Source organism: Sarcina ventriculi, assembly GCF_900456775.1.
GTDB classification, from domain to species: Bacteria; Bacillota; Clostridia; order Clostridiales; family Clostridiaceae; genus Sarcina; species Sarcina ventriculi.
In genome coordinates this window covers 433,490-456,083 of the sequence record NZ_UAUL01000001.1, presented here as the reverse complement: position 1 = coordinate 456,083, position 22,594 = coordinate 433,490, and the positions used below count along the sequence as shown (strand labels likewise).

The 22,594-nt window shown below is 26.9% G+C and carries 24 protein-coding genes; 21 read left to right on the top strand and 3 right to left on the bottom strand.

Annotation, left to right across the window (positions count from 1 at the left end; all coding sequences use genetic code 11):
- Positions 1 to 87: 87 nt before the first annotated feature.
- From DR020_RS02045 to DR020_RS02020, 6 genes are all read left to right on the top strand, one after another.
- Positions 88 to 1,260 (top strand): IS256 family transposase, encoded by a 1,173-nt coding sequence (locus DR020_RS02045; protein WP_112365116.1) that lies wholly within the window; start codon positions 88 to 90, stop codon positions 1,258 to 1,260.
- A 413-nt stretch (positions 1,261 to 1,673) separates the two neighbouring features.
- Positions 1,674 to 2,465, top strand: coding sequence for a GTP pyrophosphokinase (locus DR020_RS02040; protein ID WP_058992826.1), 792 nt, complete (start codon positions 1,674 to 1,676; stop codon positions 2,463 to 2,465).
- A gap of 225 nt (positions 2,466 to 2,690) precedes the next feature.
- Positions 2,691 to 3,470, top strand: a complete 780-nt coding sequence (locus tag DR020_RS02035; RefSeq protein WP_112365115.1) for a DUF4116 domain-containing protein — start codon at positions 2,691 to 2,693, stop codon at positions 3,468 to 3,470.
- Between the two features lie 17 nt (positions 3,471 to 3,487).
- Entirely contained in the window at positions 3,488 to 4,597 is a 1,110-nt protein-coding gene (locus DR020_RS02030; protein ID WP_112365114.1) for an AAA family ATPase, read from the top strand.
- A 10-nt stretch (positions 4,598 to 4,607) separates the two neighbouring features.
- Positions 4,608 to 5,951 carry a vWA domain-containing protein gene (locus DR020_RS02025; RefSeq protein ID WP_112365294.1) on the top strand — a complete coding sequence of 448 codons (1,344 nt, stop codon included), beginning with the start codon at positions 4,608 to 4,610 and terminating at the stop codon, positions 5,949 to 5,951.
- An 86-nt stretch (positions 5,952 to 6,037) separates the two neighbouring features.
- The gene (locus tag DR020_RS02020; protein ID WP_112365113.1) at positions 6,038 to 6,637 is read left to right on the top strand and encodes a lysozyme inhibitor LprI family protein; all 600 of its coding nucleotides are present in this window, start codon (positions 6,038 to 6,040) and stop codon (positions 6,635 to 6,637) included.
- Positions 6,638 to 6,745: 108 nt separating this feature from the next.
- Here the strand turns inward: DR020_RS02020 and DR020_RS02015 are convergent, their stop codons facing one another.
- Positions 6,746 to 7,165 carry a discoidin domain-containing protein gene (locus DR020_RS02015; protein WP_055258270.1) on the bottom strand — a complete coding sequence of 140 codons (420 nt, stop codon included), beginning with the start codon at positions 7,163 to 7,165 and terminating at the stop codon, positions 6,746 to 6,748.
- A gap of 363 nt (positions 7,166 to 7,528) precedes the next feature.
- Between DR020_RS02015 and DR020_RS02010 the strand changes: the two genes are divergently transcribed.
- The 5 genes from DR020_RS02010 (at position 7,529) to phoU (DR020_RS01990) (ending at position 11,756) form a co-directional block, all read left to right on the top strand.
- Entirely contained in the window at positions 7,529 to 8,425 is an 897-nt protein-coding gene (locus DR020_RS02010) for a phosphate ABC transporter substrate-binding protein PstS family protein (RefSeq protein ID WP_055258272.1), read from the top strand.
- Between the two features lie 54 nt (positions 8,426 to 8,479).
- Positions 8,480 to 9,367: a phosphate ABC transporter permease subunit PstC gene (gene pstC, locus DR020_RS02005; RefSeq protein ID WP_055258274.1), complete on the top strand. Its 888-nt coding sequence runs from the start codon at positions 8,480 to 8,482 to the stop codon at positions 9,365 to 9,367.
- 2 nt (positions 9,368 to 9,369) lie between these two features.
- On the top strand, positions 9,370 to 10,272 hold the full coding sequence (pstA, locus tag DR020_RS02000) for a phosphate ABC transporter permease PstA (protein ID WP_055258277.1): 903 nt from the start codon (positions 9,370 to 9,372) through the stop codon (positions 10,270 to 10,272).
- A gap of 15 nt (positions 10,273 to 10,287) precedes the next feature.
- Positions 10,288 to 11,037: a phosphate ABC transporter ATP-binding protein PstB gene (pstB, locus tag DR020_RS01995; RefSeq protein WP_055258279.1), complete on the top strand. Its 750-nt coding sequence runs from the start codon at positions 10,288 to 10,290 to the stop codon at positions 11,035 to 11,037.
- A gap of 62 nt (positions 11,038 to 11,099) precedes the next feature.
- A complete protein-coding gene (phoU, locus tag DR020_RS01990) occupies positions 11,100 to 11,756 on the top strand; it encodes a phosphate signaling complex protein PhoU (protein WP_055258281.1) in 657 nt (218 codons plus the stop codon).
- Between the two features lie 77 nt (positions 11,757 to 11,833).
- Here the strand turns inward: phoU (DR020_RS01990) and DR020_RS01985 are convergent, their stop codons facing one another.
- Positions 11,834 to 12,187, bottom strand: coding sequence for a HesB-like protein (locus DR020_RS01985; RefSeq protein WP_055258283.1), 354 nt, complete (start codon positions 12,185 to 12,187; stop codon positions 11,834 to 11,836).
- Positions 12,188 to 12,536: 349 nt separating this feature from the next.
- On the opposite strand from DR020_RS01985, the gene DR020_RS01980 reads away from it, so the two are divergent.
- The gene (locus tag DR020_RS01980; protein ID WP_055258285.1) at positions 12,537 to 13,265 is read left to right on the top strand and encodes a spermidine synthase family protein; all 729 of its coding nucleotides are present in this window, start codon (positions 12,537 to 12,539) and stop codon (positions 13,263 to 13,265) included.
- 54 nt (positions 13,266 to 13,319) lie between these two features.
- Here DR020_RS01980 and DR020_RS01975 read toward each other — a convergent pair whose 3' ends face one another.
- Positions 13,320 to 13,709: a hypothetical protein gene (locus DR020_RS01975; RefSeq protein WP_055258287.1), complete on the bottom strand. Its 390-nt coding sequence runs from the start codon at positions 13,707 to 13,709 to the stop codon at positions 13,320 to 13,322.
- A 234-nt stretch (positions 13,710 to 13,943) separates the two neighbouring features.
- On the opposite strand from DR020_RS01975, the gene DR020_RS01970 reads away from it, so the two are divergent.
- The 9 genes from DR020_RS01970 to DR020_RS01930 all read left to right on the top strand — a co-directional run bounded on the left by DR020_RS01970 (position 13,944) and on the right by DR020_RS01930 (position 22,485).
- Positions 13,944 to 14,780, top strand: coding sequence for a phosphate ABC transporter substrate-binding protein (locus tag DR020_RS01970; RefSeq protein ID WP_055258289.1), 837 nt, complete (start codon positions 13,944 to 13,946; stop codon positions 14,778 to 14,780).
- Positions 14,781 to 14,878: 98 nt separating this feature from the next.
- The gene (gene pstC, locus DR020_RS01965; protein WP_082412320.1) at positions 14,879 to 15,817 is read left to right on the top strand and encodes a phosphate ABC transporter permease subunit PstC; all 939 of its coding nucleotides are present in this window, start codon (positions 14,879 to 14,881) and stop codon (positions 15,815 to 15,817) included.
- A 1-nt stretch (position 15,818) separates the two neighbouring features.
- Entirely contained in the window at positions 15,819 to 16,643 is an 825-nt protein-coding gene (gene pstA / locus DR020_RS01960; protein ID WP_112365112.1) for a phosphate ABC transporter permease PstA, read from the top strand.
- A gap of 21 nt (positions 16,644 to 16,664) precedes the next feature.
- Entirely contained in the window at positions 16,665 to 17,426 is a 762-nt protein-coding gene (pstB, locus tag DR020_RS01955; protein WP_055258293.1) for a phosphate ABC transporter ATP-binding protein PstB, read from the top strand.
- Positions 17,427 to 17,454: 28 nt separating this feature from the next.
- Entirely contained in the window at positions 17,455 to 18,108 is a 654-nt protein-coding gene (gene phoU, locus DR020_RS01950; protein ID WP_055258295.1) for a phosphate signaling complex protein PhoU, read from the top strand.
- Between the two features lie 180 nt (positions 18,109 to 18,288).
- On the top strand, positions 18,289 to 19,173 hold the full coding sequence (locus DR020_RS01945; protein WP_055258296.1) for a hypothetical protein: 885 nt from the start codon (positions 18,289 to 18,291) through the stop codon (positions 19,171 to 19,173).
- Positions 19,174 to 19,330: 157 nt separating this feature from the next.
- Complete coding sequence (locus DR020_RS01940) at positions 19,331 to 20,173, top strand: prephenate dehydrogenase (protein ID WP_112365110.1); 843 nt, start codon at positions 19,331 to 19,333, stop codon at positions 20,171 to 20,173.
- Between the two features lie 221 nt (positions 20,174 to 20,394).
- Positions 20,395 to 20,964: a TetR/AcrR family transcriptional regulator gene (locus tag DR020_RS01935; RefSeq protein WP_112365109.1), complete on the top strand. Its 570-nt coding sequence runs from the start codon at positions 20,395 to 20,397 to the stop codon at positions 20,962 to 20,964.
- A gap of 105 nt (positions 20,965 to 21,069) precedes the next feature.
- Positions 21,070 to 22,485: a DHA2 family efflux MFS transporter permease subunit gene (locus DR020_RS01930; protein WP_112365108.1), complete on the top strand. Its 1,416-nt coding sequence runs from the start codon at positions 21,070 to 21,072 to the stop codon at positions 22,483 to 22,485.
- The last annotated feature ends 109 nt before the right edge of the window (positions 22,486 to 22,594 follow it).

Genomic DNA, 22,594 nt, shown 5'->3' with positions numbered 1-22,594 from the left:
TTAGTTAAAAAGTGCGACAAAATATCTAGTATCAATTTTATGTTTTTATGAATATTTTATATTATTAATGATAGAGAGGTAATTTTTATGGCTTTTATAAGTTTTACTGGGAATATAGGTAATGATTCAGATATTTCTTACAATGAAAAAAAGCAAGAAGAAACTCACTCAGAAAAATATAGTCAAGAAGATTACTCTAAGGCTGAGGCTAAATTAGATAAACTTAACAAAGTTATTGCAGAAAAAGAAAAAAAATTAGAAGATTTAAAAGATGATATTTTAGAACAAGAAGGAATTCTTAAAGATTTAAAAATAGATATTTTACAAAGAAAAAATGTTATTAAGGATTTAGAGTTACAACTTATACAAAAAGAAGTAGGACTAAAAAATTTAGAAGAACAAATATTAGATAAGTATAAGCAAAAAGATGTATACGAACAAGAAGATAGTATAAAAGATAACAATGTTAATAATATAAAGGTTGTGGATTTTGATATATGGATAGATAGAGAGTTAGAAAAAGTTTATTCTGTTGTATTTACTGATGTGTATAAATTTAAAATAAAAAAAGAAGAAAAAGTAATGTTTAAATATATTTATTCTGTTATAGGAATAGATATAAAAGGAAAAAGAGATATATTAGGTATTTGGGTTTTTAATGAGGAATCGGTTAAATGTTGGGTTGATATTTTTGATGAATTAAAAGATAGAGGTGTAAGAGATATTTTAATAATATCCATTCCTTTAATTAGTGAATTAAAAAAAGGTATTTTAAGTGTATATCCTAAAGCTAAAATTGAATTTAGTATAACTGATGAGATAAGGATGTGCAATAAATATGTATATTATAAAGATTTGAAACCATTTAATACTGATTTGAAGAAAATATATTTAGCCTCTACAGAAGAAATAGCGTTAAAAGAATATGATGAGTTAGATAGAAAGTGGAGGGACAAATATCCGATAGCATTAAAAGCTTGGGATAGCAATTTAAATAGTTTATCTTTAATATACAAGTATCCTGAAGAAATAAGAAGAATTTTATATGCTACAAATACTTTAGAGAAATATAATAATAAATTAAAAAAAATAATTAAAGATACTTATGAAACGTCTAGTAATGGGGAAATTAGCGAAAAGATATATTGTGAAGTAATTGGATTAACGTATAAATGGAAACAACCTATTAGAGGATGGGTTGAGGTATTATCTAAATTGTCAATGATTTTTAAATCTAGGGTGGATAGGCAAGTATTATAGACACTTAAAAAGGAGCTACAAAAATATATAACTCCTTTTTAACTTTATAATATAATTTTAAAATTGGGCAAAATACTATACAAGAAAATTCTGTAAATATTTACAAAAAGATTTTACAATTAAATGTTCTTTTTGTCAATAATTAAAACATATCGTATTTATTTTGATATAATTGTATTTTTAATAAAATAATAAAAAATAACTATATGTAATTTCAAATCATTATTATATAATAAAATTAATTAATAAACAATATTAAATTAAATTAATAAAAGTTTGATATAAAGTATATAAATTTATATACATATATTTGTAAAATATAATAGTTTTCTACTGTATATGTATTTAGTTTTTTTGAAAATTTTGTTATAATGATTAAGGCACTAAACTAACACGAAAAGATAGGTGACACTATGACGATAAAGAGTTGGAAAGAGTTTTTAGCTCCTTATGATCAAGCAGTAGAGGAGTTAAAGGTTAAACTTAAAAGTATTAGAAAAGAATATAGAAAAAGAAATGAGTATTCCCCTATAGAATTTGTGACTGGAAGAGTAAAAGAAGTTTCTAGTATATTAGAAAAGGCTAACAAATATGCTATACCAGTTGATAGGGTAAAATATGAAATGGAAGACATAGCTGGTATAAGAATTATGTGTCAGTTTGTTGATGATATAGATAGAGTTGTTGAAATAATTAGAGAACGTGAAGATATGCAAATTCTTTACGAGAAGGATTATGTTAAAAATGTTAAACCAAGTGGATATAGAAGCTATCACATGGTTATAAGATATCCTGTTTATATGGCTAAGGGAAAGGTGGAAATTTTAGCAGAGTTCCAAATAAGAACGTTAGCTATGAATTTTTGGGCAACTATTGAACATTCTTTAAATTATAAATATAAAAAAAATTTGCCAAATGAAATTAAATTAAAATTAAAAAGTGCGGCAGATGCAGCTTTTACTTTAGACGAGGAAATGTTAGAGATAAAGGATGAAATTATGGATGCACAAAAATTATTTGAAGTTAAATCAGATATAATTACAACAATAATGAATGGAATTTTAAACCTAATAGCAATAGGGAAAATCCCAGAAGCGTCAAGATATCAGATGTCTTTAAATAAACTGATTGAAGAAGGAGAAGTATGGGAATTTAATAATCTTCTTCAAATTTTAAATAAAGATTTAGAAAAATTCAAAGAATAAAAGCCTAGAGTATCTAGGCTTTTATTTTTATGTATAAAAATTAATGAGAAATAGTTTAATACTATATGTTAATAAATAATAAATATTTAATAATAATATTTATTATTTATTAAAGTGTGGTATAATTAAATTGAGCAAAATATAGTTTTGATTCTTAGTGTATTTTTATTAAATATAATCAAATAATTTAATATAGTAATGTAAATTTAGATGGGATGTGAAATGATGATAGAAAATAATGAATTAGAAAATAAGGTAATGAATAATCCGTTATATATAAGAGAAATAGAAAATCCAAGTGAAGAATTGATTTTAAAAGCAATTAGAAAAAATCCATCAGTTATAAAATATATAAGGAATAAATCTAAGAAGATACAGGAGGAAGCCGTAAAGTTAAACCCTTTAGTTATAGAATATATTGAAAATCCATCTGAGGATATCTGCATTTTAGCTGTTAGACTTTTATGGAACGCATTAAAAAATATAAAAAATCCAACTTATAATGTTTTAAAGGAAGCTGTTAAATCTAAGGGATGGGCTTTGCAATTTATAGATAAAAAAACTGAAGAACTGTGTGTTATTGCTGTTTCAAGGGATTATGATGCTATACAATATATAGAAAATCCATCAGAAGATGTGCAAATGAGAGCTGTTAAACAGTATTGGGGAGCAATAAAATATATAAAAAATCCTAGTATTTTGGTGATGAGAGAAGCGGTGAAAAGAGAAGCAGAGGCAATAAATTTTATTAATGGTTATGATTATGATGATATGAAATATTTTATTTATGATAATATAAATTCTTTAAAATATATTTATGAGAGTATTGATATAGATGTGGTATTAGATGTTTTAAAAGAAAAATTTTCTAGTGAAAATATAGATAGAGAATATATTGTAGATTTTTATAACTTAGAAATTTTAGATATGGATAAAATTGAGTTTATCAAGGAATGGGGAAGTAAAAATACTAAAAAGCTTTTGGTTGATTATATTTTAAATTAGGAAGGTTGGGATTTAATTTGAATTTTAGAGAAGCATTAGATACAGCAAAATTGGTTATTATGACAGGAGAGGTTCCTCTTTTGATTGGTGAAAGTGGTATAGGTAAAACTTCATTGGTTATGGAAATAGCTAAAGAATTAGATTATGAAATAGTTACTATAGATGCTAACCTTTTAAAAGAAGGTGAAATTGGAGGGTTGCCTATAGTAGCAGATATGGAAGTTAAAAATGGAAATAACATAAGTAAGAGAAAAATAACAACATATGCAATTCATAACAAACTTATAGAAGTAGATTTAGCAATTGAGAAGGAGAGAAATGTTTTACTTTTTGTAGATGAGCTTAATAGGTGTGACCATGCTGTACAGCAAGAACTTATGAATTTAGTTTTAAATAGAGAAATAAATGGGTATAAACTGTCTGATAAAGTATATATAATAGCAGCAATGAATCCATCAAATAGATATGAAGGGTATGAGGAAAGTAATTATCAAGTAGTAGATATGGACCCTGCACAAGAAAATAGATTTGTTTGGATTAAAATGGAGTCAGATTTAAAGCAGTGGCTTAATTGGGCTATGGGAAATGGGAATATTCATAGTAGTGTAATTGAATTTTTATCGGCTTTTCCAGAATATTTAAATGTTACTGAAGGTGAAGATAGTGTTCGTGCAACACCAAGAAGTTGGGAAAGAGTTTCAAAAGCTTATAAAGTATATGAAAAATCTAAGGAGTTTAATTCTGATATTTTAAGCAATGTAGTTAAAGGCAATGTTGGAATTTCTATTACACAAGATTTTATGTCATACATAAAAAATATGAATAACCCTTTAATTAATTTTAAAGATATATTAGAAGATGGAATATTAACTTTTGATAAAAAAGAAATTATAAGAAGTGAGAATCATTCAAGATTATATATATTAGCCAAAAATGCATTAAGAATTTTAGATAATGATAGTAGCAAAAAAGCAATAGATCTTTTTTCTGATATTTTAGATTTATATCCTAAAGATTTAAGGCTTGGGATAATGAAAGAGATTAAAAGCGATGTAAATAAAGAATTGTATAATAGAATTTTAGACAATGATAAATTTATAGATGCTTTCTTTAACATATATAGTTAGAGGTGATTTGATGGCTTTTGAAGAGGAGAGAAGACGACTTTATAATAAGTTTTTAGAGGAAGAAAGGTTAGGAAAAATAGATGTGCAAACAAAGAAAGATTTTTGGAGTCTTTTAGAAAATGTAATAATATCTTTGTATGATAGGGAAAATTCTTTCTTTGGACATTTTTTAATTCAAATTAAAAGGGATATAAGGTTAGATATATTTTGGCCAATTGCAACAAAGCCAATTTCTGATGGATTTATAATGTATTTTAATCCTATTATGATTTTAGAGTGCAATAAAAAAGAGATACAAGGTCTTTTAAAGCATGAGGTTTATCATATAATGATGAAACATTATGAAAGAAGTTTGCTTTTAAAGGAGAAATATTCAAAGGAAGCTATAAGCATAGCTATGGATATAGCAATAAATCAGTATATAAAGAATTTACCGAGCTATTCAAAAAAAATGAATGATGTGAGTTTAGAGTATAATGTAAATTTGACTGAAGATATGACTATGGAGATGTATGCAAAAAAAATACAACAAGCGATAGATTATAAAAATGCTAGAAATACATCTAAATATAAAGATAATAAAGACAGCTTTAATAACAATATAACTCAAGAAAAATCTCATGATATATGGGAAGAAATAGATGTTTCTTATGATAGTATAAATGAAAGTGTGAAAAAAATAGCTATAAATTCAAGTAAAAAGGAAGCCCCAAAGCATATAAAAAAAATAGTAGAACTTATGACTGAAAAACCGAGGCTTAAATGGAATGATATTTTAAAGAATATGATTCCAAAGGCTAAGAGTGGCTATAAAAAAACTACAACAAGATTAGATAGAAGATTTCCAGATAGGTTAGATTTGAAGGGGAAACTTCCAAATAGGCAATCAAATATTTTAATAGCTATTGATATTTCAGCTTCAATGAGTGATAAAGATATAGAAAATATTCTAGTTGAGGTATTGGAGATTGCAAAAAATAATAAGTGCAAGATTAAAGTGATTGAGTGTGATGATGTTATTAGAAGGGTTTATCAACTACATGGTATAAAAGATATAAAGCCAAGGAGTAAGAAAAATGGTTCAACTAAATTTTCACCTGTGTTTGAATATATAAAGATTAATAATTTAAGAGATTATATTTTAATATATTTTACAGATGGTATTGGAGAAAAAGTATTAAGTACAAAACCAATAAATGATAAAAATTTATGGGTTTTAACAGGAAATTCTGTTCTTAGCTTGGAAAAGCCTTATGGAAAAGTTGTTAAATTGGAAAGAGAGAAAAAAGAAATATATGGAACAACTTATGGTCTTGAAGAACTAAGGGATAGTATTCATGATTGGCCAAGATAACTATTGTTAGTTTTATTTAATTATTTAAATTAAGAAAATATAGGAATTACATTTGATTGTGAAATTTAGTAAAGGAGAGTGTGATAATGAAAAAAAGAGATGTAATTTTATTTTTTATATCGTCATTAAAAAATAGAATATTCATAGCTATTTTAATACTTTTTTTGATTAGCATGGGAGGGATAATTTTATCAACTCACAACAATTTTTCAAGCAATAATTTAAATAATAAAACCATATTGGCACAAAAGGAAATAAAGCAAAATGCTAATGATAATAAAATAGATAAAAGTTCGATTTCTAATACTAATTTAGAAACTCAAGTAAGTGCTATGAAGAGAAATTACTTGAATGAATTAAATAAAATAAATGAACAAGCTAATGTGCTTATAAATGGAAATATAGATGACACACAATATGAAATTAATCAATCATCTGTGCAAGCTTATAATCTTTGGAATAATGAATTAGATAAAATTTATTCTAATTTAAAAACTACTCTTACAAGTGAAGAAATGCTTAAGTTGCAAAAAGAAGAGATAAATTGGATTATTTATAAAGAAAAAATTATAAAGAAAGATTCGGTAAACTATGAGGGAGGAAGCGTTTATGATTCTGCTTTAAATATTAAGTTAGCAAATTTAACTAAAGAAAGATGTTATTATTTGGTCAATAATTATATGTAATTACATAAAAGTATAGTGAAATAAAAACAACCTATATTATTATTTTTAGGTTGTTTTTATTTTAATGTTTTTTAATAATAAATAAAAATTTTATTAGAAAAAGAAAAATTAAATTTCGTTATAAACGCTTAAATTATTTATTGCGAGTTGATCTTTATAATTTAAAAAGGAAATTTTTAATTTAGAAGCTTTTACAGTTGGAAATTTTGCTAGGTGTTTAAATCCTATGGTTGTACCAGAATACAACTTAGACCATTCATTGTTTTTATATGCGTATATATCAAATTCATTTACGTTTTCTCCAAGAGGAGTGTATTCTTGAATTTCTACAGTATTAAATTCTTCTTCATTATTAAATTTAAGTTCTATATAGGAAGTTAAAGCATTACATTTAGGAGAAGTCCAATATGTTAAAAAATTTCCATCTATTAAGTTTTTACTATTGCTATGAGAGTCATTAGTAGCAATAATGTTAGCTTCCTTAGCTAAATCTCTTATATTTTTTTTATTTATTGTGAAATTTCCCATAGATATATTACTCCTTTATCCTTATTTTTATATAAAAATTAATATTTGCCTTATAAATTTTAAATATAAAGCAATGTTTTTAGAGTTTTTTTAATTTTATATAAAGATTTATATTAATAGGAAGGCAAATTTATGACATATAATAAGCTATATTTTTATAATTTGAATAATAATTGTTGTTGTGCAAATACTAATTTAAGAAAAAATTTAAAAAATACATTTTAATGTTAAATTTTCTTAACATTTCTGTAATAATAGTTAACATTTATTTAATACAGTCTTAACTTCATAACATTATTATAAAATTGTTATTATTAAACCTACTTTGTAAATTTATAACTTGAAAATTTTGGAGGATGAGTAATGTTATCTAAAAAGTTTAAAATTATTGGTGGAATTGTGGTAGCGCTTTTCATTGCATTAGTTATCGCTGGATTTATGCCTGTTGAAGAAAATGCAAATTCAGATGGCTTAGTAGGTGCTATTACAATTGCAGGGTCGACAGCCATGCAACCTTTAATAACAAAAAGTTCTAATTCCTTTATGGATAAATATCAAGATGTTAGCATAACTGTTCAAGGTGGTGGCTCAGGTACTGGTTTAACACAAGTTTATCAAGGTGCAATAACAATTGGAGATTCAGATGTTTATGCAGAAGATATGCTAACAGATGCTCAATCAAATAAACTAGTAAATCATAACGTTGTTGTAGAACCTTTCGCAGTTGTTGTTAGCGATGACGTAAAGCTTACTAATTTGTCAACTAAGCAATTACAAGAAATATTCTCAGGAAAAGTAACTAATTGGGATGAAGTCGGAGGCCCTAATTTACCAATCGTTGTAGTACATAGACCTTCATCATCAGGTACAAGAACAACATTTGCAAATACAATTATGGGAGGAAATAAAAATTTAGAAGATAATAGTATCGGAATAACTGCTGATTCAAATGGTAACGTAGAAACAACAGTTAAGTCTACTCCAGGTGCGATAGGATATTTAGCTTTATCATATGCTAAATCAGCAGAAGAGAGAGGCTCACTTAAAGTAATTTCAATAAATGGATATTCATCTTCAGATGAAAATATAGAGACAGGAAAATACGTATTCTGGTCTTATGGTCATATGTATACTTATGGAGAACCAAATAAGGTTACTCAAGCATTTATAGATTATGTAAAGAGTCCAGATAACAATTCAAATATACAATCTTTAGGATATATACCTATATCTTTAATGAAAGTAACAGATGGAAAGTAAGTAGGGTTTATTTAAATCTTACTTACAAAGAAAACTAAATTTTGAGGGAGAAATATGAGTAATAAAAATACTTTACGTAAATTTAAAAGTGAATACATAGGAAGAGGATTTGCATATTGTTGCGGAATATTTTTAGTAGTAGTAACATTTGCTATAATATTTTTCCTAGTTTCAAAGGGTATTCAAACATTTACAACCGATCATTATAATGTATTTGATTTTATTTTTGGAACTACATGGGATCCACAAGGGTCAACTCCATCTTATGGTGCTCTTATATTTATAGTAGGGTCTACGGTTGCAGCAGCAGGAGCTGTAATTATTAGTGCACCCATAGCTATTGCTCTTGCAGTATTTATAAATATGATTTCACCTAAATTTGGTAAAAAAGTTTTGCAACCAGCATTAGAAATATTTGTTGGGATACCATCAGTTGTTTATGGATGGATTGGTATAACTGTTTTAGTTCCACATATTAGATTGATTTTTGGTGGGACAGGATTTAGTGTTTTAGCAGCAATACTTGTTTTAAGTATAATGATACTTCCAACGATAGCAACAATAGCAACAGATGCTATTAAAGCATTGCCTAGAGATTACATGGAAGCTTCTTATGGGCTTGGAGCAACAAGATGGCAAACAATTTATAAAGTAATTGTTCCAGCTGCAAAAAATGGAATTTTAACTGGAGTTGTTTTAGGACTTGGAAGAGCTTTTGGAGAAGCACTAGCTGTTCAAATGGTTATAGGTAATACTTTAAAGATGGCATCATCATTATTAAGTCCAACAACAACTTTAACTAGTATTTTAACATCAGATATAGCTAATACATCATTTGGGTCAATGTGGAATAATGCTCTTTGGTCTTTAGCGCTTATATTACTAGTAATTTCGTTTATATTTATAATAATCATAAGAATAATAGGGAGAAGAGGTAATTAATAATGAAAGCTAAAACAGCAGATAAAATAGCAACTGCCGTCTTGTATATTATAGCAGGGGCAATAGTAGTTCTTCTTGCAGCATTTATAATATACCTTTTATATGAGGGAAGAGAGTCATTAAATTTTAGTTTTATATTTGGAAACAATGTTTTAGGTGGAGATGGTGGAGGAATTGGACCACAATTATTTAATACTATATATTTATTAATAATTTCTTTAATTATAACAGTTCCAATAGGAGTTGGAGCAGGAATATATTTAGCAGAGTATGCTGGGAATGGTAAAATTGTTGAGATAATAAGATTATGTATAGAAACAATGTCATCATTACCATCAATAGTTGTAGGTCTATTTGGACTTTTAGTGTTTGTAACTTATGCTGGATGGAGATATTCAATTATAGCTGGAGCGCTTTCAGTTGGAATATTAAATCTCCCATATATCACAAGAATAAGTGAAAATGCCATAAGGGCAGCATCTAAAAATATAAAAGAAGCGAGTTTAGGTCTTGGGGCAACAAGATGGCAAACTGTCATTTACATAATATTACCGGCAGCTTTTCCAGACCTTTTAACAGGGCTTATATTAGCATCAGGTAGAATTTTTGGGGAAGCGGCATCACTTTTGTATACAGCTGGTATGACAGCACCAAGAGTACATTATTATTTGTTTAATTTATTTTCTCAAAGTCCATCAGCCCAAATGTCGGCGTTTAATCTTTTTAGACCTGCGGAAACATTGGCGGTATATATATATTCATTAAATGCAGAAAGTATAGTATCGGATACGACAAAAATAATAAATGGTACTGCTGCGGTTTTGATAATACTTGTATTAATATTTAATTTTGGTGCAAGATTTTTAGGAAATTATATACACAAGCGTTATACAGGTGAGAAGTAATTAGGAGGAACTTTCATGGCAATAATAGAATCTAAAAATTTAAATCTTTATTATGCGGCAAATCATGCTCTTAAAAATATAAATATGGAGATAGAAAAAAATAAAGTTACTGCTTTAATAGGTCCATCAGGGTGTGGTAAGTCAACTTTTTTAAGAACCTTAAATAGAATGAATGATTTAATAGATATAGTTAGAATTGAAGGTCAAATATTTTTTGAAGGAAAAGATATTTATAAGGATTATGATGAAATACAATTAAGAAAAAGGGTGGGAATGGTTTTCCAAAGACCTAATCCATTTGCTATGCCAATATATGATAATATAGCTTTTGGTCCTAGAATTCATGGAATAACTAATAAAAAGAAATTAGATGAAATTGTAGAAAGGTCATTAAGAGGAGCTGCACTTTGGGATGAGGTTAAGGATAGATTAAATAAAAGTGCATTAGGTATGTCAGGTGGACAACAACAAAGGCTTTGTATTGCAAGAACATTAGCTATTGAGCCAGAGGTTATACTTATGGATGAGCCAACATCAGCTCTTGATCCGATATCAACAAACAAAGTTGAAGAACTTATAGCCGAGATTAAGGAGAAATATACGGTTGTAATAGTTACACATAATATGCAACAAGCAGGAAGAATAGCTGATAAAACTGCATTTTTCTTAAGCGGAGAACTTGTTGAATATGGCAAGACAGAAGATATATTCTACAAACCAAAGGATAAGAGAACAGAAGATTATATAACAGGAAGATTTGGTTAAAATTATTATATAAAATATTAAGAAATTAATAACATATAAATAAGCACAAGAGGTGGGAAACTATGTCAAGAGTATTATTTGATTTAGCTTTAAAAAATTTAAATAATGATTTGCTGAGAATGTGTGAAGAGGTAAAAAAACAAATAAGACTTTCAATAAAATCCTTAGTAAATAAAGATATAGAACTTGCGAAACAAGTTATTAAAGATGATGATATTATAGATAACTTTAATAAAGAAATAGAAGATAGATGTGTACGAGTTATAGCAACAGAACAACCCCTTGCAAAAGATTTAAGAGAAATATTTACAGCTATTAAGGTTGTTACAGACCTAGAGAGAATGGCAGATTATGCTGTTGATATAGCTAAAATAACAATACATCTTAAAGGTGATGAATATATAAAAGAGTTGATACAAATTCCAGAACTTGCTGAAAAAGTATTAAATATAATTAGTTTAGCAATAGACGCTTATGTTAAAGGTGATTCAAAAAAAGCTTATGAAATATGCAAAATGGATGATGAAATAGATAGTCTATATAAAGAAATATTGGAAGAACTTTTTAATATAATGGTTGAAGATAATTCACTTGCAACACAAGCGGGAAGATTTATGTTTGTAGCTAAAAATTTAGAAAGAATAGGGGACCATGTAACTAATATATGTGAATGGACAATATATTTAGTAGATGGAACATATGTTGATTTAAATGAATAATTTTATTTATTTAAAATTAAATAACTTGCATAATAAAAAACTATTCTAACATTACGTTAGAATAGTTTTTTAGATATTTAGTGGCATCCACCACCACAAGAGCTACAACAAGAACCATCACAGCCATCTTCTTCAATAATTGGAGTTAAAAGAGGTTTTAATGCTAAACCTTGTCCTTCATTCTCTTCGCTTGATAGGAATATAAATCCGCCAAAGTTATCAATAAGGCTTGGTTCCATAACAAAAGTTAAATCATTAACTGTAGCTAAAATATCATCTTCTTTAGCCTCACCAACACTTATATTAAAAGCAGCGCCGTGACAAGACATTCCAACAAAATGAACTCTCATAGTGCGTTCGCTAACATTATTTTCGTTTAAAAAATTTATAAATTCATTATAAGCATCATCGCTCATTGTCATCTTATTCATAATTACACCTCGTAAGAATTAATTAACAATAATTATTAATTAAATTATACTACTTTAGTATGAATAAAGCAATAAAGTTTTTATAGGAAGTAAATTAAAATATAATAATATAAAATAAATTTAATGAAAAAATTACATAAAATTTAATAAAAGAAATAAAATAGTCTAATATTAATAATTTGTTGGAATATAGTTAAGCTTTACAATATACTATTTTAGTAAAGAAGTATTAATAATTTGAATTTATTTGTAATACTTATTTATGATATAATTACTTAGTTTATAAAATAATAGAATGAAGTATAATTAAATATAAAATAGATAGTTTTAAACTAGGAAGGGATAAAGTATGGTATATAAAGCAGAAGAAGTTAATAAAAAGATAGAAGAATATAAAAAATACATAAAACCAATAAAAATAAATAATATAGAGGTTAAATACGGAGAAAATAAAAATTTAAGTGGATATTTATACAATAAAAAAGAAAAATATAATACCACAGATATAGAGCTTTTTATAGATGATAAATTGTCCATGGAAATATCTCCAAGAGAACTTCAAGGGGCTTTTCAAATTATTAAAAATGCTAAAGGTAAAGTAGGGATTATAGGTCTTGGACTTGGTTATTTAACTAATGAAATATTAAAAAAAGAGTCAGTTTCTAAAGTTGTAGTGTATGAAGAAAATAAAGATATAATTGATTTATATTATAAAAACTTTGGTGAAAATAGTAAACTTGAAGTTTTAAATCAAGATGGATTTAAAGGTAAAAGTGATAGTTTTGATAGTTTTATTGTTGATATTTATAGTTATAATCTTGAAGATAGAGTGGTGTTAGATTATAAAAAGTTAAATGAATTACATAAAATAGATGAGTATTATTTTTTTGGATTTGAACATTTTTTATTAAGTTGCCCAACATCTGAGATAGCATTTGTATATGTTCCAGAGTATTGGACAGAAGCGTTAGAAAGAGTGTATAGACAGCTTATGGATAATGGATATATAAACGATTTTGTGCCGATAGCTGAAGAAAAAGTTATGAAAATATTATTAGAATTTAAAAAGATTTTATAAAAAATAAGGTTATGTTTTAATAAAATTTTGTTAAGACATAACCTTGTTTTTATATTATAAAAGTTTAACACCTCTTTTTTTTAGATAAAGCTTTAAATCATTTTTGCATGAACAAGGTTTTGTGCATGTACAAGTGTATTCTCTTAAAGAATCTCTCAAATCATCTTTCATTGAAATAAAATCGTTTTGTGGTGATTTTATTACAGGTAACACAAAATATAAAATAGTAAAAAGAATTAAAAGATTAAATAAGTCATTTATAGAAAAATCGTTAAAAAATGCTGGGAGGGTAATAGCTAATAGAATTAAAGATAAAGTATAAACTATATACTCTATAAACTTGAACATGTATATAATTTTTCTAAATTTTAAAATGGCTTGAACCTCTCGTATGGTTTTAGATGTCAATTTATCGTAAAAAGGTTCTTTAGATAGTTTACTCATTTATTACACCCCTTTATAAATATTATTAACATAATATATGTAAAATAAAGTAATAATATTAAATAAAATGAATATAAAAATATATTTCAATAACAAGAAATACAAAGAATAATTAACATATAATTAACAAATGTATAACACTTTTTTAACATAAGTGTATTAATATATCTTTAATAGGAAAAGAAATAAAAAATAGAAGATAAATAATGTATTGTTATTTAGGGGGATTAATAGATGCTAAGAAAAAGGTTAATAGCTGCAGTATCAGTAGTGATTGTTGCAAGTTCATTAATAATAGGATGTGGATCAAGTGATACAACTATGTCTAAAAAAGGAAATGATACGACAATTGCAATATCAGGATCAACTTCTGTAGGACCTTTAGTTGAACTTGAGGAAGAAGAATTTGAAGCTAATAATCAAGGTGTAACTATTGAAATTAATCAAACAGGCTCATCTTCTGGTATAAAGGACACAATAAGTGGAACAACAGAAATTGGAATGTCTTCTAGAGAATTAACTAATGAAGAATCAAAAAATTTAAAAGAAGTAACAATAGCAGTAGATGGAATTGGCGTTGTTGTAAATAAAAATAATCCAGTAAAAAATTTAACTTTAGAGCAGATTAAAGATATTTTTACAGGAAAAATAACTAACTGGAGTGAAGTTGGTGGAGAAGATAAGGAGATAGTTGTTGTATCTAGAGAAGAAGGTTCTGGAACTAGGACAGCTTTTCAGGAAATATTAAATTATTCAACAGAAGATACAGTTAAGAATGCTATAGTAAATAATTCAACTGGGGCTACTAAAGTAATGGTAGAAGAAAATGATAATGCTATAGGATATATGTCAATTGGGTATATTGATGACTCCATAGCATCAGTTAATGTAGATGGAGTAGAGGCTACAGCTGACAATGTAAAATCAGGAGAATATAAGATACAAAGACCATTTTTACTTGTGTATAAAGAAGGTGCTTTATCAGAAGAAGGACAAGAGTTTATAGATTTTATATTAAGCGATAAGGGACAAGCAATCGTAGCGGAAGAGAATTTAGTTACTGTTGATTAAGATATTGTTAAAATTTAAAACCTAAAATTAAAAAATTATTTTAATATAGAAACATTATAAGTATTTTGAAATGTTTATATAAAATATTCGGAGGTAATATGTTAATTAATGAGAAACTTGTTCAAAAACAAAAGCAAAGTATAGATAAAAAAAATAAATTTAAAAAATCTAATGCTGGTAAATATTTAGCTGAGGCTATATCAGAAAAGGTATTTATGATAAGTGCATGGGTTGCGGTTGTAAGTTTAATTCTTATAATAGGATTTGTTTTTTATAAGGGATTAACTCCTTTTATAGCAAAAGGGTATTCGTTTATTAGTTTTATTACAGGAACAAATTGGTATCCAACTTCTGATGTTTTTCAGATTTTACCAATGATAATTGCATCTTTGGGAATAACATTAGGAGCAGTTGTTATAGGAGTTCCAATAGGAATATTAGCAGCAGTATTTATAGCTGAAATAGCACCAAAAAAAGTTGCTAAAGTTATTTCAACTGCAGTTGAACTTTTAGCAGGAATACCATCAGTTTTATATGGATTATTTGGTTTAGCTATAATAGTTCCAGGAATAAAAGTTATTTTTAATCAACCAAAGGGACAAAGCTTATTAGCAGCTATTTTGGTTTTAGCAATTATGATGCTTCCAACTATAATATCAGTATCAGTAACAGCTTTAAAGGCAGTCCCAAATACGTATAAAGAAGGTTCATTAGCACTTGGAGCTTCAAAAACAGAAACAATATTTAAAGTTGTAATACCAGCTGCAAAATCAGGAATACTTACAGGTGTTATTTTAGGAATAGGAAGAGCACTTGGAGAAACTATGGCAGTAATAATGGTAGTTGGAAATTCAGCAATTATACCAGATTCTATATTTAGTAGTGTTAGACCGCTTACAACTAATATAGCATTAGAGATGGGATATGCATCAGGTGTTCATCAAGAAATGCTATTTGCAACAGGAGTTGTATTATTTAGTTTCATATTAATACTTAATTTGGTTATAAATAAAATTGCAAATAAGGCAGGGAAATAATATGAGAAGAGCTAAAGAACTTTTATTCAATATATTAGTATGGGCATCAGCTATATTTACAGTAGGAATATTAATAGCCATAATTGGTTTCATATTTATAAAGGGAATAGGAAAAATAAATTTAAACTTTTTAATTAGCAATTATTCTGCTAAGGGAGATGGAGGAATTCTTCCAATGGTAGTTGCAACACTTTATACAGTGGGATTATCACTTTTATTTGCAACACCAATTGGTGTTTTAGCAGCTGTATATCTTCAAGAATATGAAAAACAAGGTAAAATAGTTAAATTTATAAGATTTGCAACAGAAAGCTTAGCTGGTATTCCATCAATAGTTTATGGGCTTTTTGGAGGAATATTCTTTGTTGTAAGTTTAAAAATGGGATATTCAATTTTAGCAGGTTCTTTAACAGTTGCGATAATAATTCTTCCAACAATAATAAGAACAACAGAAGAAGCTTTAAAAACAGTTCCTCAATCTTATAGAGAAGCGTCACTTGGACTTGGAGCAACAAAGTTTCAAACACTTTATAAAGTAATACTTCCAAGCTGCCTTTCTGGAATAATATCTGGAATAATATTATCAGTTGGGCGTATAGTTGGAGAATCTGCTGCAATACTTTTGACAGCAGGAACAGTTGCTAAAATGCCAAAGGGGATATTTTCAAGTGCAAGAACTTTAACTGTTCACTCCTATTTAACAGCAAGTGAAAGTGGAGATATTCAAACAGCGGCAGCAGTTGGAATTGTATTAATAATAATAGTATTGGTTTTAAATATTTCAACAAAATTAATAACTAAAAAGCTAAATAAAGCAAAAGGTTAAGTTTAGAAAGGATGAATTAGTATGGTAGAGAAAAAAACTAAAATAAGAGTTAGAAATTTAGATTTGTTTTATGCTCAAAATCAAGCACTTAAAAATATAAATATAGATATAAAAGAAAATGAAGTAACTGCTCTTATAGGACCTTCTGGCTGTGGTAAATCAACCTTTTTAAGGACTTTAAATAGAATGAATGATTTAATTGATATAGTTAAGATTAAGGGGAATATTGAAGTTGATAATCAAGATATATATGAAACAGATGATGTTATATCTTTGAGAACAAAAGTTGGAATGGTATTTCAAAAGCCGAATTTATTTCCTATGAGCATTTATGAAAATGTAGTTTATGGACCTAAGATTCAGGGGATAAGGGATAAGAAAACACTAGATAAGATAGTTGAGGAAAGTTTAAAAGGGGCTGCTATATGGGATGATGTTAAGGATAGGTTAAAATCGTCAGCATTAGGTTTGTCTGGTGGACAACAACAACGTATTTGTATAGCAAGGGCGATAGCTATGAATCCAGAAGTTATTCTTATGGACGAACCTACATCAGCGCTAGATCCAATATCTACTTTAAAAGTAGAAGAACTTATAGAGCAACTTAAAGAGAAGTATACTATAGTAATAGTAACTCACAATATGCAACAAGCAGCTCGTATATCAGATAAAACAGCTTTTTTCTTAAGTGGAGAACTTATAGAAGTTGGCGATACAAATACTATTTTTACAAATCCAAAGGATAAGAGAACAGAAGATTATATAACAGGACGTTTTGGTTAAAAACTATTAAAATTTAGGGGGAGGATTAATGGTTAATAAAAATCTAGTGGTTAGTATCGAAAACTTAAAAAATGATATAATTGATATGATGGAGCAGTGTGCAAAACTTATAGATATGTCTTTGGTTTCTATAATAAATAGAGATGTAGAACTTGCTAAAAAGGTTATAGACTTAGATGATGAAGTAGATAATCTTAGAGTTTATATAATAGATAAAAGTGTAAGACTTATAGCACTTAAGCAACCAGTTGCTAGAGATTTAAGGCTTATATATTCTTTAGGATATATGGCTTTAGATTTAGAGAGAATTGGTGATTATTCAGTAAATATAGCTGAAAAATCATTAAAACTTGTTGAAGAAGATGATATTGAACCATTAGGAGATATAGTAAGGATGAGAGATATGTGCATATCTATGCTTTATGAAGTTGAGAAAGCTTTAAAAGGAAATGATGCTAAAGCGGCTTACAGTTCAGCAAATCATGATGATGTTTTGGATGATCTTTATAAAAGAGCGTATAAAGAAATAGTTAAAAATATGCATAAAGATGATCAAAATATAGACAAGGGAGTAAGAACCCTTTTTATAGCTAGATACTTAGAGAGAATTGGTGACCATATAACTAATATTTGTGAAAATGTTATATATGCTGTAAATGGAGATGTTGTTGAAATAGGATAATGGATTAATATTATTTAGCGCAATGTACTTTTAGTTAAAAGTATATTGCGTTTTTAATTTACTAGTAATATGTATTGACAAAAATAGGAGAAAATATTATACTAAAATTAATATATTTATTCATTATATGTTTATATATATTCATGAAAACGATACAATAATTGGGTAGAGGTGATGTAATTGATTAATAATGAATTATTAAATACAATTTCTGATAGTACAGTAACTAACAATATCTCTACAGCAATGACAAGAAAAAAAGAATCTAGGAAATTTAAAATATTAGAATCTTATAATAGCAAATATGATTTTGGTAAAAATAATTTTATAAAAGGGCTAAAATATAGAGAAGATAAGGTAATTTCTATAGATAATTATAAAGCTTTGCTGAGAGAAAGAGTTATAAATGATGAAAAAGAGTTATTATGGCTATTAAGAAACACAGAAGTAAAAAATATAAAATTAGCTAAAGATTTGGATTTGTCTAGATTTAACATAAAAGATAGAATAATAGATATAGATGGTTTAACCATAAATGGGAACGGTAATTGTATAATTTTATCCGAACGAAATGATATCCTATCACAGAGCTTATTAACATTAAAGGGCAAAGGAATATTGTTAAAAAATATAACAATAAAAGTGAATTGTGATAACAAAAATAAAAAAAGAGCAATAGATGTTATAAGTATTTTAGGCGATAATACAAAACTTATAAATATAAAGATTCAGACTAATGGAAATAATGGGATTAAAATTTCGCAGTGCTTTGGCGTGGAACTTAATAAAATATATATAAAAGGTAGTGAAAGTAAAAGTTCAGCGATTAAAGTCGAAAGTGCTGGTGTTGTATGTAAAAATATAAAAATTAAAAGCTTTAAAACTGGTTTGGAATCTGTCGGAAGGGCAGCATCATTAACGATATTTGGTAAACAATCAATAGATACACAATTTCATATAAAGAATAATTTTAAAAGTGGCTCAATAATAAAGGCTGTTGAAAACAAATTAAATCTTTTGGAAACGGTTTTTTGTTATGAGTATTTTAAATTACCTTTAAATTAAAGATAAAAGTAGTTCAACGTATAAAATATAAGCATTGAACTACTTTTAATATTATTATATAAAAAAGAAGCAATGGTGTTACAAAATACATATATAATATCATAATTTAATATAATCTAAGTTATAAAGTATGATAAATAAAAGTGGGGATTTGAGAATGATAATAACAATAGTTGGGCTTGGAGTTGTAGGTGCATCTTACGGGTTAGCTCTTAAAGATAAGAATATAGAGGTATATGGCATTGATATAGATTATAAAGTTTTAAAAAAGGCTAAAAATATGAATATAATAAAGGATGGCTTTATTTACAATAGTATAGAATCAAAAGATATAATTTCTAGAAGCGATATTTTAATTATTAGTATATATCCTAAAAAAATAAAGGAGTTTATAGAGGTTTATAAGAGTTACTTTAGTGAAGAACTTATAATAACAGATGTTACAGGTGTAAAAGAGAGGTTAGTTTCTGAATTAGAGTTAATACTTCCAAATCATGTAGATTTTATTTTTGCCCATCCGATGGCAGGAAGAGAAAAAAAGGGAATTGATTATGCAAGTGCTGATGTTTTTAAAGAAGCTAATTTTATAATAACGCCGACAAAGAAAAATAAAGAAAGAAATATTGAGGTTGTTGAAGATTTAGCAAAACAAATGGGATTTTTAAATATTAATAAAGTATCACCAAGGGAGCATGATTGTATAATATCATTTACAAGTCAGCTTCCTCATGTTCTTGCTGTATCTTTAATAAATAGTGATGATTTAACATTTGATACAGGAAGTTTTATTGGCGATAGTTATAGAGAGTTAACTAGAATTGCTAATATAAATGAGGAGTTGTGGACGGAATTATTTTTAGAGAATAAAGAAAATTTACTTGCTAGAATAGAAAATTTTGAAAAAGAACTTTTAAAGATAAGACAATGTTTACTAGAAGGTGATGATGAAACACTTAAAGAAATATTTAGGGAGGCAACAAGAAGAAGAGAAAAATTATAATTTATAGATAAGTATAAAAAATAAGATGATATAGGCGATAGGGTATGTAATCTAGAGTCTATATCGTTTTTATGTTAAATAATACTTGTGAATTAAAATATTACTATAAGAAAAAAATAATGATAAAATAATACATAAAAAAGGAGTGGTCTATAACTTGACAATAAATTTAAAAGTTTTATAATTAAATAGACTAGTCTATATAATTAAGGAGATAATGTATGAGACAGGATAAAGGCATAAAGGAACAATTTATAATTACAGCTTCTAAATTATTTGAAGAAAAGGGATATTATGCAGTTGGAATTAATGAAATTTTAAGAGAAAGTAAGGCACCAAAAGGTTCTCTTTATTATTATTTCCCAAACGGTAAGGAAGAATTAGCTATTGAATCTATTAGATATGCTAAAATGAAAATTATAAACCATATTAAAGATACTTTTATGCAATGTGGTAGTTTTATTGAAGGTTTAGAAAAAAATTTGTTGTGTATGGCTGATTTGGTAGATACAGAAAAGAAACTTAGGGATATTTCAATTGGTTTAATAGCTTTAGAAACTTATAGTTCAAGCCCTAATTTAAGGCAAGAATGTTACTTAGTGTTTGAAACTATTATTAATTTTTACATAGAAGAGTTAGTTAAATCAGGCTTAAATAAGCAAAAAGCTTTAGAAATTGCAACACTTATAGAGTCTTTAACTGAGGGAGCTATAACTTTAAGTCTTACATCTGGAGAAGGAACTCCCCTTAGAATAGCTGCTAAAAATATTAAATATTTAATAATGCAATAAATAAAATTAATCTCATATACAGAAAAGTGATATGAGATTTTAATATGTTTAATATAACAACTGGTCTATATAAAATATATTATTAATAAAACAAAGGAGAAAAACATGACTAATATTAAACAAAATAATAAGAAAATTAATACTAAGCTTATTATAGCTGTTTTGGTCTTTAGTGCATTTATAGGAACGTTTAATGAAACTATATTAAATGTAGCATTAAATCCAATAATGAATGATTTTCATATTAATTCAGGAACAGCTCAATGGATAATTACAGCATATATGTTAGTAACATCTGTAATGGTACCGATAACTGCGTTTCTTTATGAAAGTTTTAAAACAAAAAAATTATATATAATAGCAATGCTATTTTTACTTATAGGAACTGTTATTTGTGCTGGTTCTACATCACTATTAATACTTATATTAGGTAGAATGGTACAGGCTATAGGAGCAGGAATGTTGATTCCTATTATGATGAGTACAGTTTTATTGGTGTCACCTAAAGAAAAAATAGGTATATCTATGGCAATATGTGTATCAGCTGTAACTCTTGGACCTGCATTTGGACCAACAATATCAGGAATAATATTACAATTTTTAAGTTGGAATATGCTTTTTATTATTTTAATACCAATTGTTATCATAGCAATAATTTTAGGAGCTATCTTTATAGAAAATGCATCAGATTTAAGGAAACCAAAATTAGATTATTTATCTGTTGTTTTATCTATGGCTGGTCTTGTAGCAATCATTTATGGAATTAGTAGTATATTTAATACATTTAATGTAGCAATAATATGTTTTGTAATAGGAATAATTTTAATTGCTATTTTTGCTAAACGTCAAACAAAATTAAAGGAGCCTATGCTTAATTTAAATCCATTTAGGTTTGTTCCTTTTGATTTTGGGGTTCTTATGGTTATGGTAATTATGATGATATGTTTTACAATGAATGTAATTATACCATTATATTTAGAAGGAGCATTGCATACATCAAGTTTTGTTGCTGGTATTGTATTACTTCCTGCAATATTATGTAATGCTGTGGCGGCAACTTGTGGAGGAAAAATACTCGATAAATATGGAATTAAAATTTTAATTCCAGGAGGATTTTTATTGATAGCAGTATCAGTATTTATTATGTCAATGGTAAATGCATCAACACAAGTTATGACAATTGCTATTATTTATATATTTATTCAAATAGGGGTTGGACTTACAATGTCACCATCTCAAACAAGTGGATTAAGATATTTACCAAGAGATATTTATACTCATGGTGTAGCAATTATGAATACATTTCAACAAATTGCAGCTTGTATAGGCTCATCATTATTTGTTGGTGTTATGTCATTTGTTGAGCAAAAAAAATTATTACTTGGAGTAGTTTCAGAAAATGCAGTAGCTCAAGGTTTTTCAGCTGCGATTCTAGTTGCTTTTGTTATAGTAATTGTTGGACTTATAGCGTCAATAGTTTTTATTGGTGTATTTAATAAAAATTCTAAAGATAAAAAATAGTAATTTTATTGTTTTGAATTAAAGATTAGAGGTTTGTTATGCTCTAATCTTTATTTTTTTATTTTTATAAATATTAAATTAACTAATGAAGTTAAGTTAGATGTTATAA

What these genes read in the sequence shown, in the direction of transcription:
- DR020_RS02045 (WP_112365116.1), top strand. Translation starts at nt 88, where the DNA reads ATGGCTTTTATAAGTTTTACTGGGAATATAGGTAATGATTCAGATATT.
- DR020_RS02040 (WP_058992826.1), top strand. Translation starts at nt 1,674, where the DNA reads ATGACGATAAAGAGTTGGAAAGAGTTTTTAGCTCCTTATGATCAAGCA.
- DR020_RS02035 (WP_112365115.1), top strand. Translation starts at nt 2,691, where the DNA reads ATGATAGAAAATAATGAATTAGAAAATAAGGTAATGAATAATCCGTTA.
- DR020_RS02025 (WP_112365294.1), top strand. Translation starts at nt 4,608, where the DNA reads ATGGCTTTTGAAGAGGAGAGAAGACGACTTTATAATAAGTTTTTAGAG.
- DR020_RS02020 (WP_112365113.1), top strand. Translation starts at nt 6,038, where the DNA reads ATGAAAAAAAGAGATGTAATTTTATTTTTTATATCGTCATTAAAAAAT.
- DR020_RS02015 (WP_055258270.1), bottom strand. Translation starts at nt 7,165, where the DNA reads ATGGGAAATTTCACAATAAATAAAAAAAATATAAGAGATTTAGCTAAG.
- DR020_RS02010 (WP_055258272.1), top strand. Translation starts at nt 7,529, where the DNA reads ATGTTATCTAAAAAGTTTAAAATTATTGGTGGAATTGTGGTAGCGCTT.
- pstC (WP_055258274.1), top strand. Translation starts at nt 8,480, where the DNA reads ATGAGTAATAAAAATACTTTACGTAAATTTAAAAGTGAATACATAGGA.
- pstA (WP_055258277.1), top strand. Translation starts at nt 9,370, where the DNA reads ATGAAAGCTAAAACAGCAGATAAAATAGCAACTGCCGTCTTGTATATT.
- pstB (WP_055258279.1), top strand. Translation starts at nt 10,288, where the DNA reads ATGGCAATAATAGAATCTAAAAATTTAAATCTTTATTATGCGGCAAAT.
- phoU (WP_055258281.1), top strand. Translation starts at nt 11,100, where the DNA reads ATGTCAAGAGTATTATTTGATTTAGCTTTAAAAAATTTAAATAATGAT.
- DR020_RS01985 (WP_055258283.1), bottom strand. Translation starts at nt 12,187, where the DNA reads ATGAATAAGATGACAATGAGCGATGATGCTTATAATGAATTTATAAAT.
- DR020_RS01980 (WP_055258285.1), top strand. Translation starts at nt 12,537, where the DNA reads ATGGTATATAAAGCAGAAGAAGTTAATAAAAAGATAGAAGAATATAAA.
- DR020_RS01975 (WP_055258287.1), bottom strand. Translation starts at nt 13,709, where the DNA reads ATGAGTAAACTATCTAAAGAACCTTTTTACGATAAATTGACATCTAAA.
- DR020_RS01970 (WP_055258289.1), top strand. Translation starts at nt 13,944, where the DNA reads ATGCTAAGAAAAAGGTTAATAGCTGCAGTATCAGTAGTGATTGTTGCA.
- pstC (WP_082412320.1), top strand. Translation starts at nt 14,879, where the DNA reads ATGTTAATTAATGAGAAACTTGTTCAAAAACAAAAGCAAAGTATAGAT.
- pstA (WP_112365112.1), top strand. Translation starts at nt 15,819, where the DNA reads ATGAGAAGAGCTAAAGAACTTTTATTCAATATATTAGTATGGGCATCA.
- pstB (WP_055258293.1), top strand. Translation starts at nt 16,665, where the DNA reads ATGGTAGAGAAAAAAACTAAAATAAGAGTTAGAAATTTAGATTTGTTT.
- phoU (WP_055258295.1), top strand. Translation starts at nt 17,455, where the DNA reads ATGGTTAATAAAAATCTAGTGGTTAGTATCGAAAACTTAAAAAATGAT.
- DR020_RS01940 (WP_112365110.1), top strand. Translation starts at nt 19,331, where the DNA reads ATGATAATAACAATAGTTGGGCTTGGAGTTGTAGGTGCATCTTACGGG.
- DR020_RS01935 (WP_112365109.1), top strand. Translation starts at nt 20,395, where the DNA reads ATGAGACAGGATAAAGGCATAAAGGAACAATTTATAATTACAGCTTCT.
- DR020_RS01930 (WP_112365108.1), top strand. Translation starts at nt 21,070, where the DNA reads ATGACTAATATTAAACAAAATAATAAGAAAATTAATACTAAGCTTATT.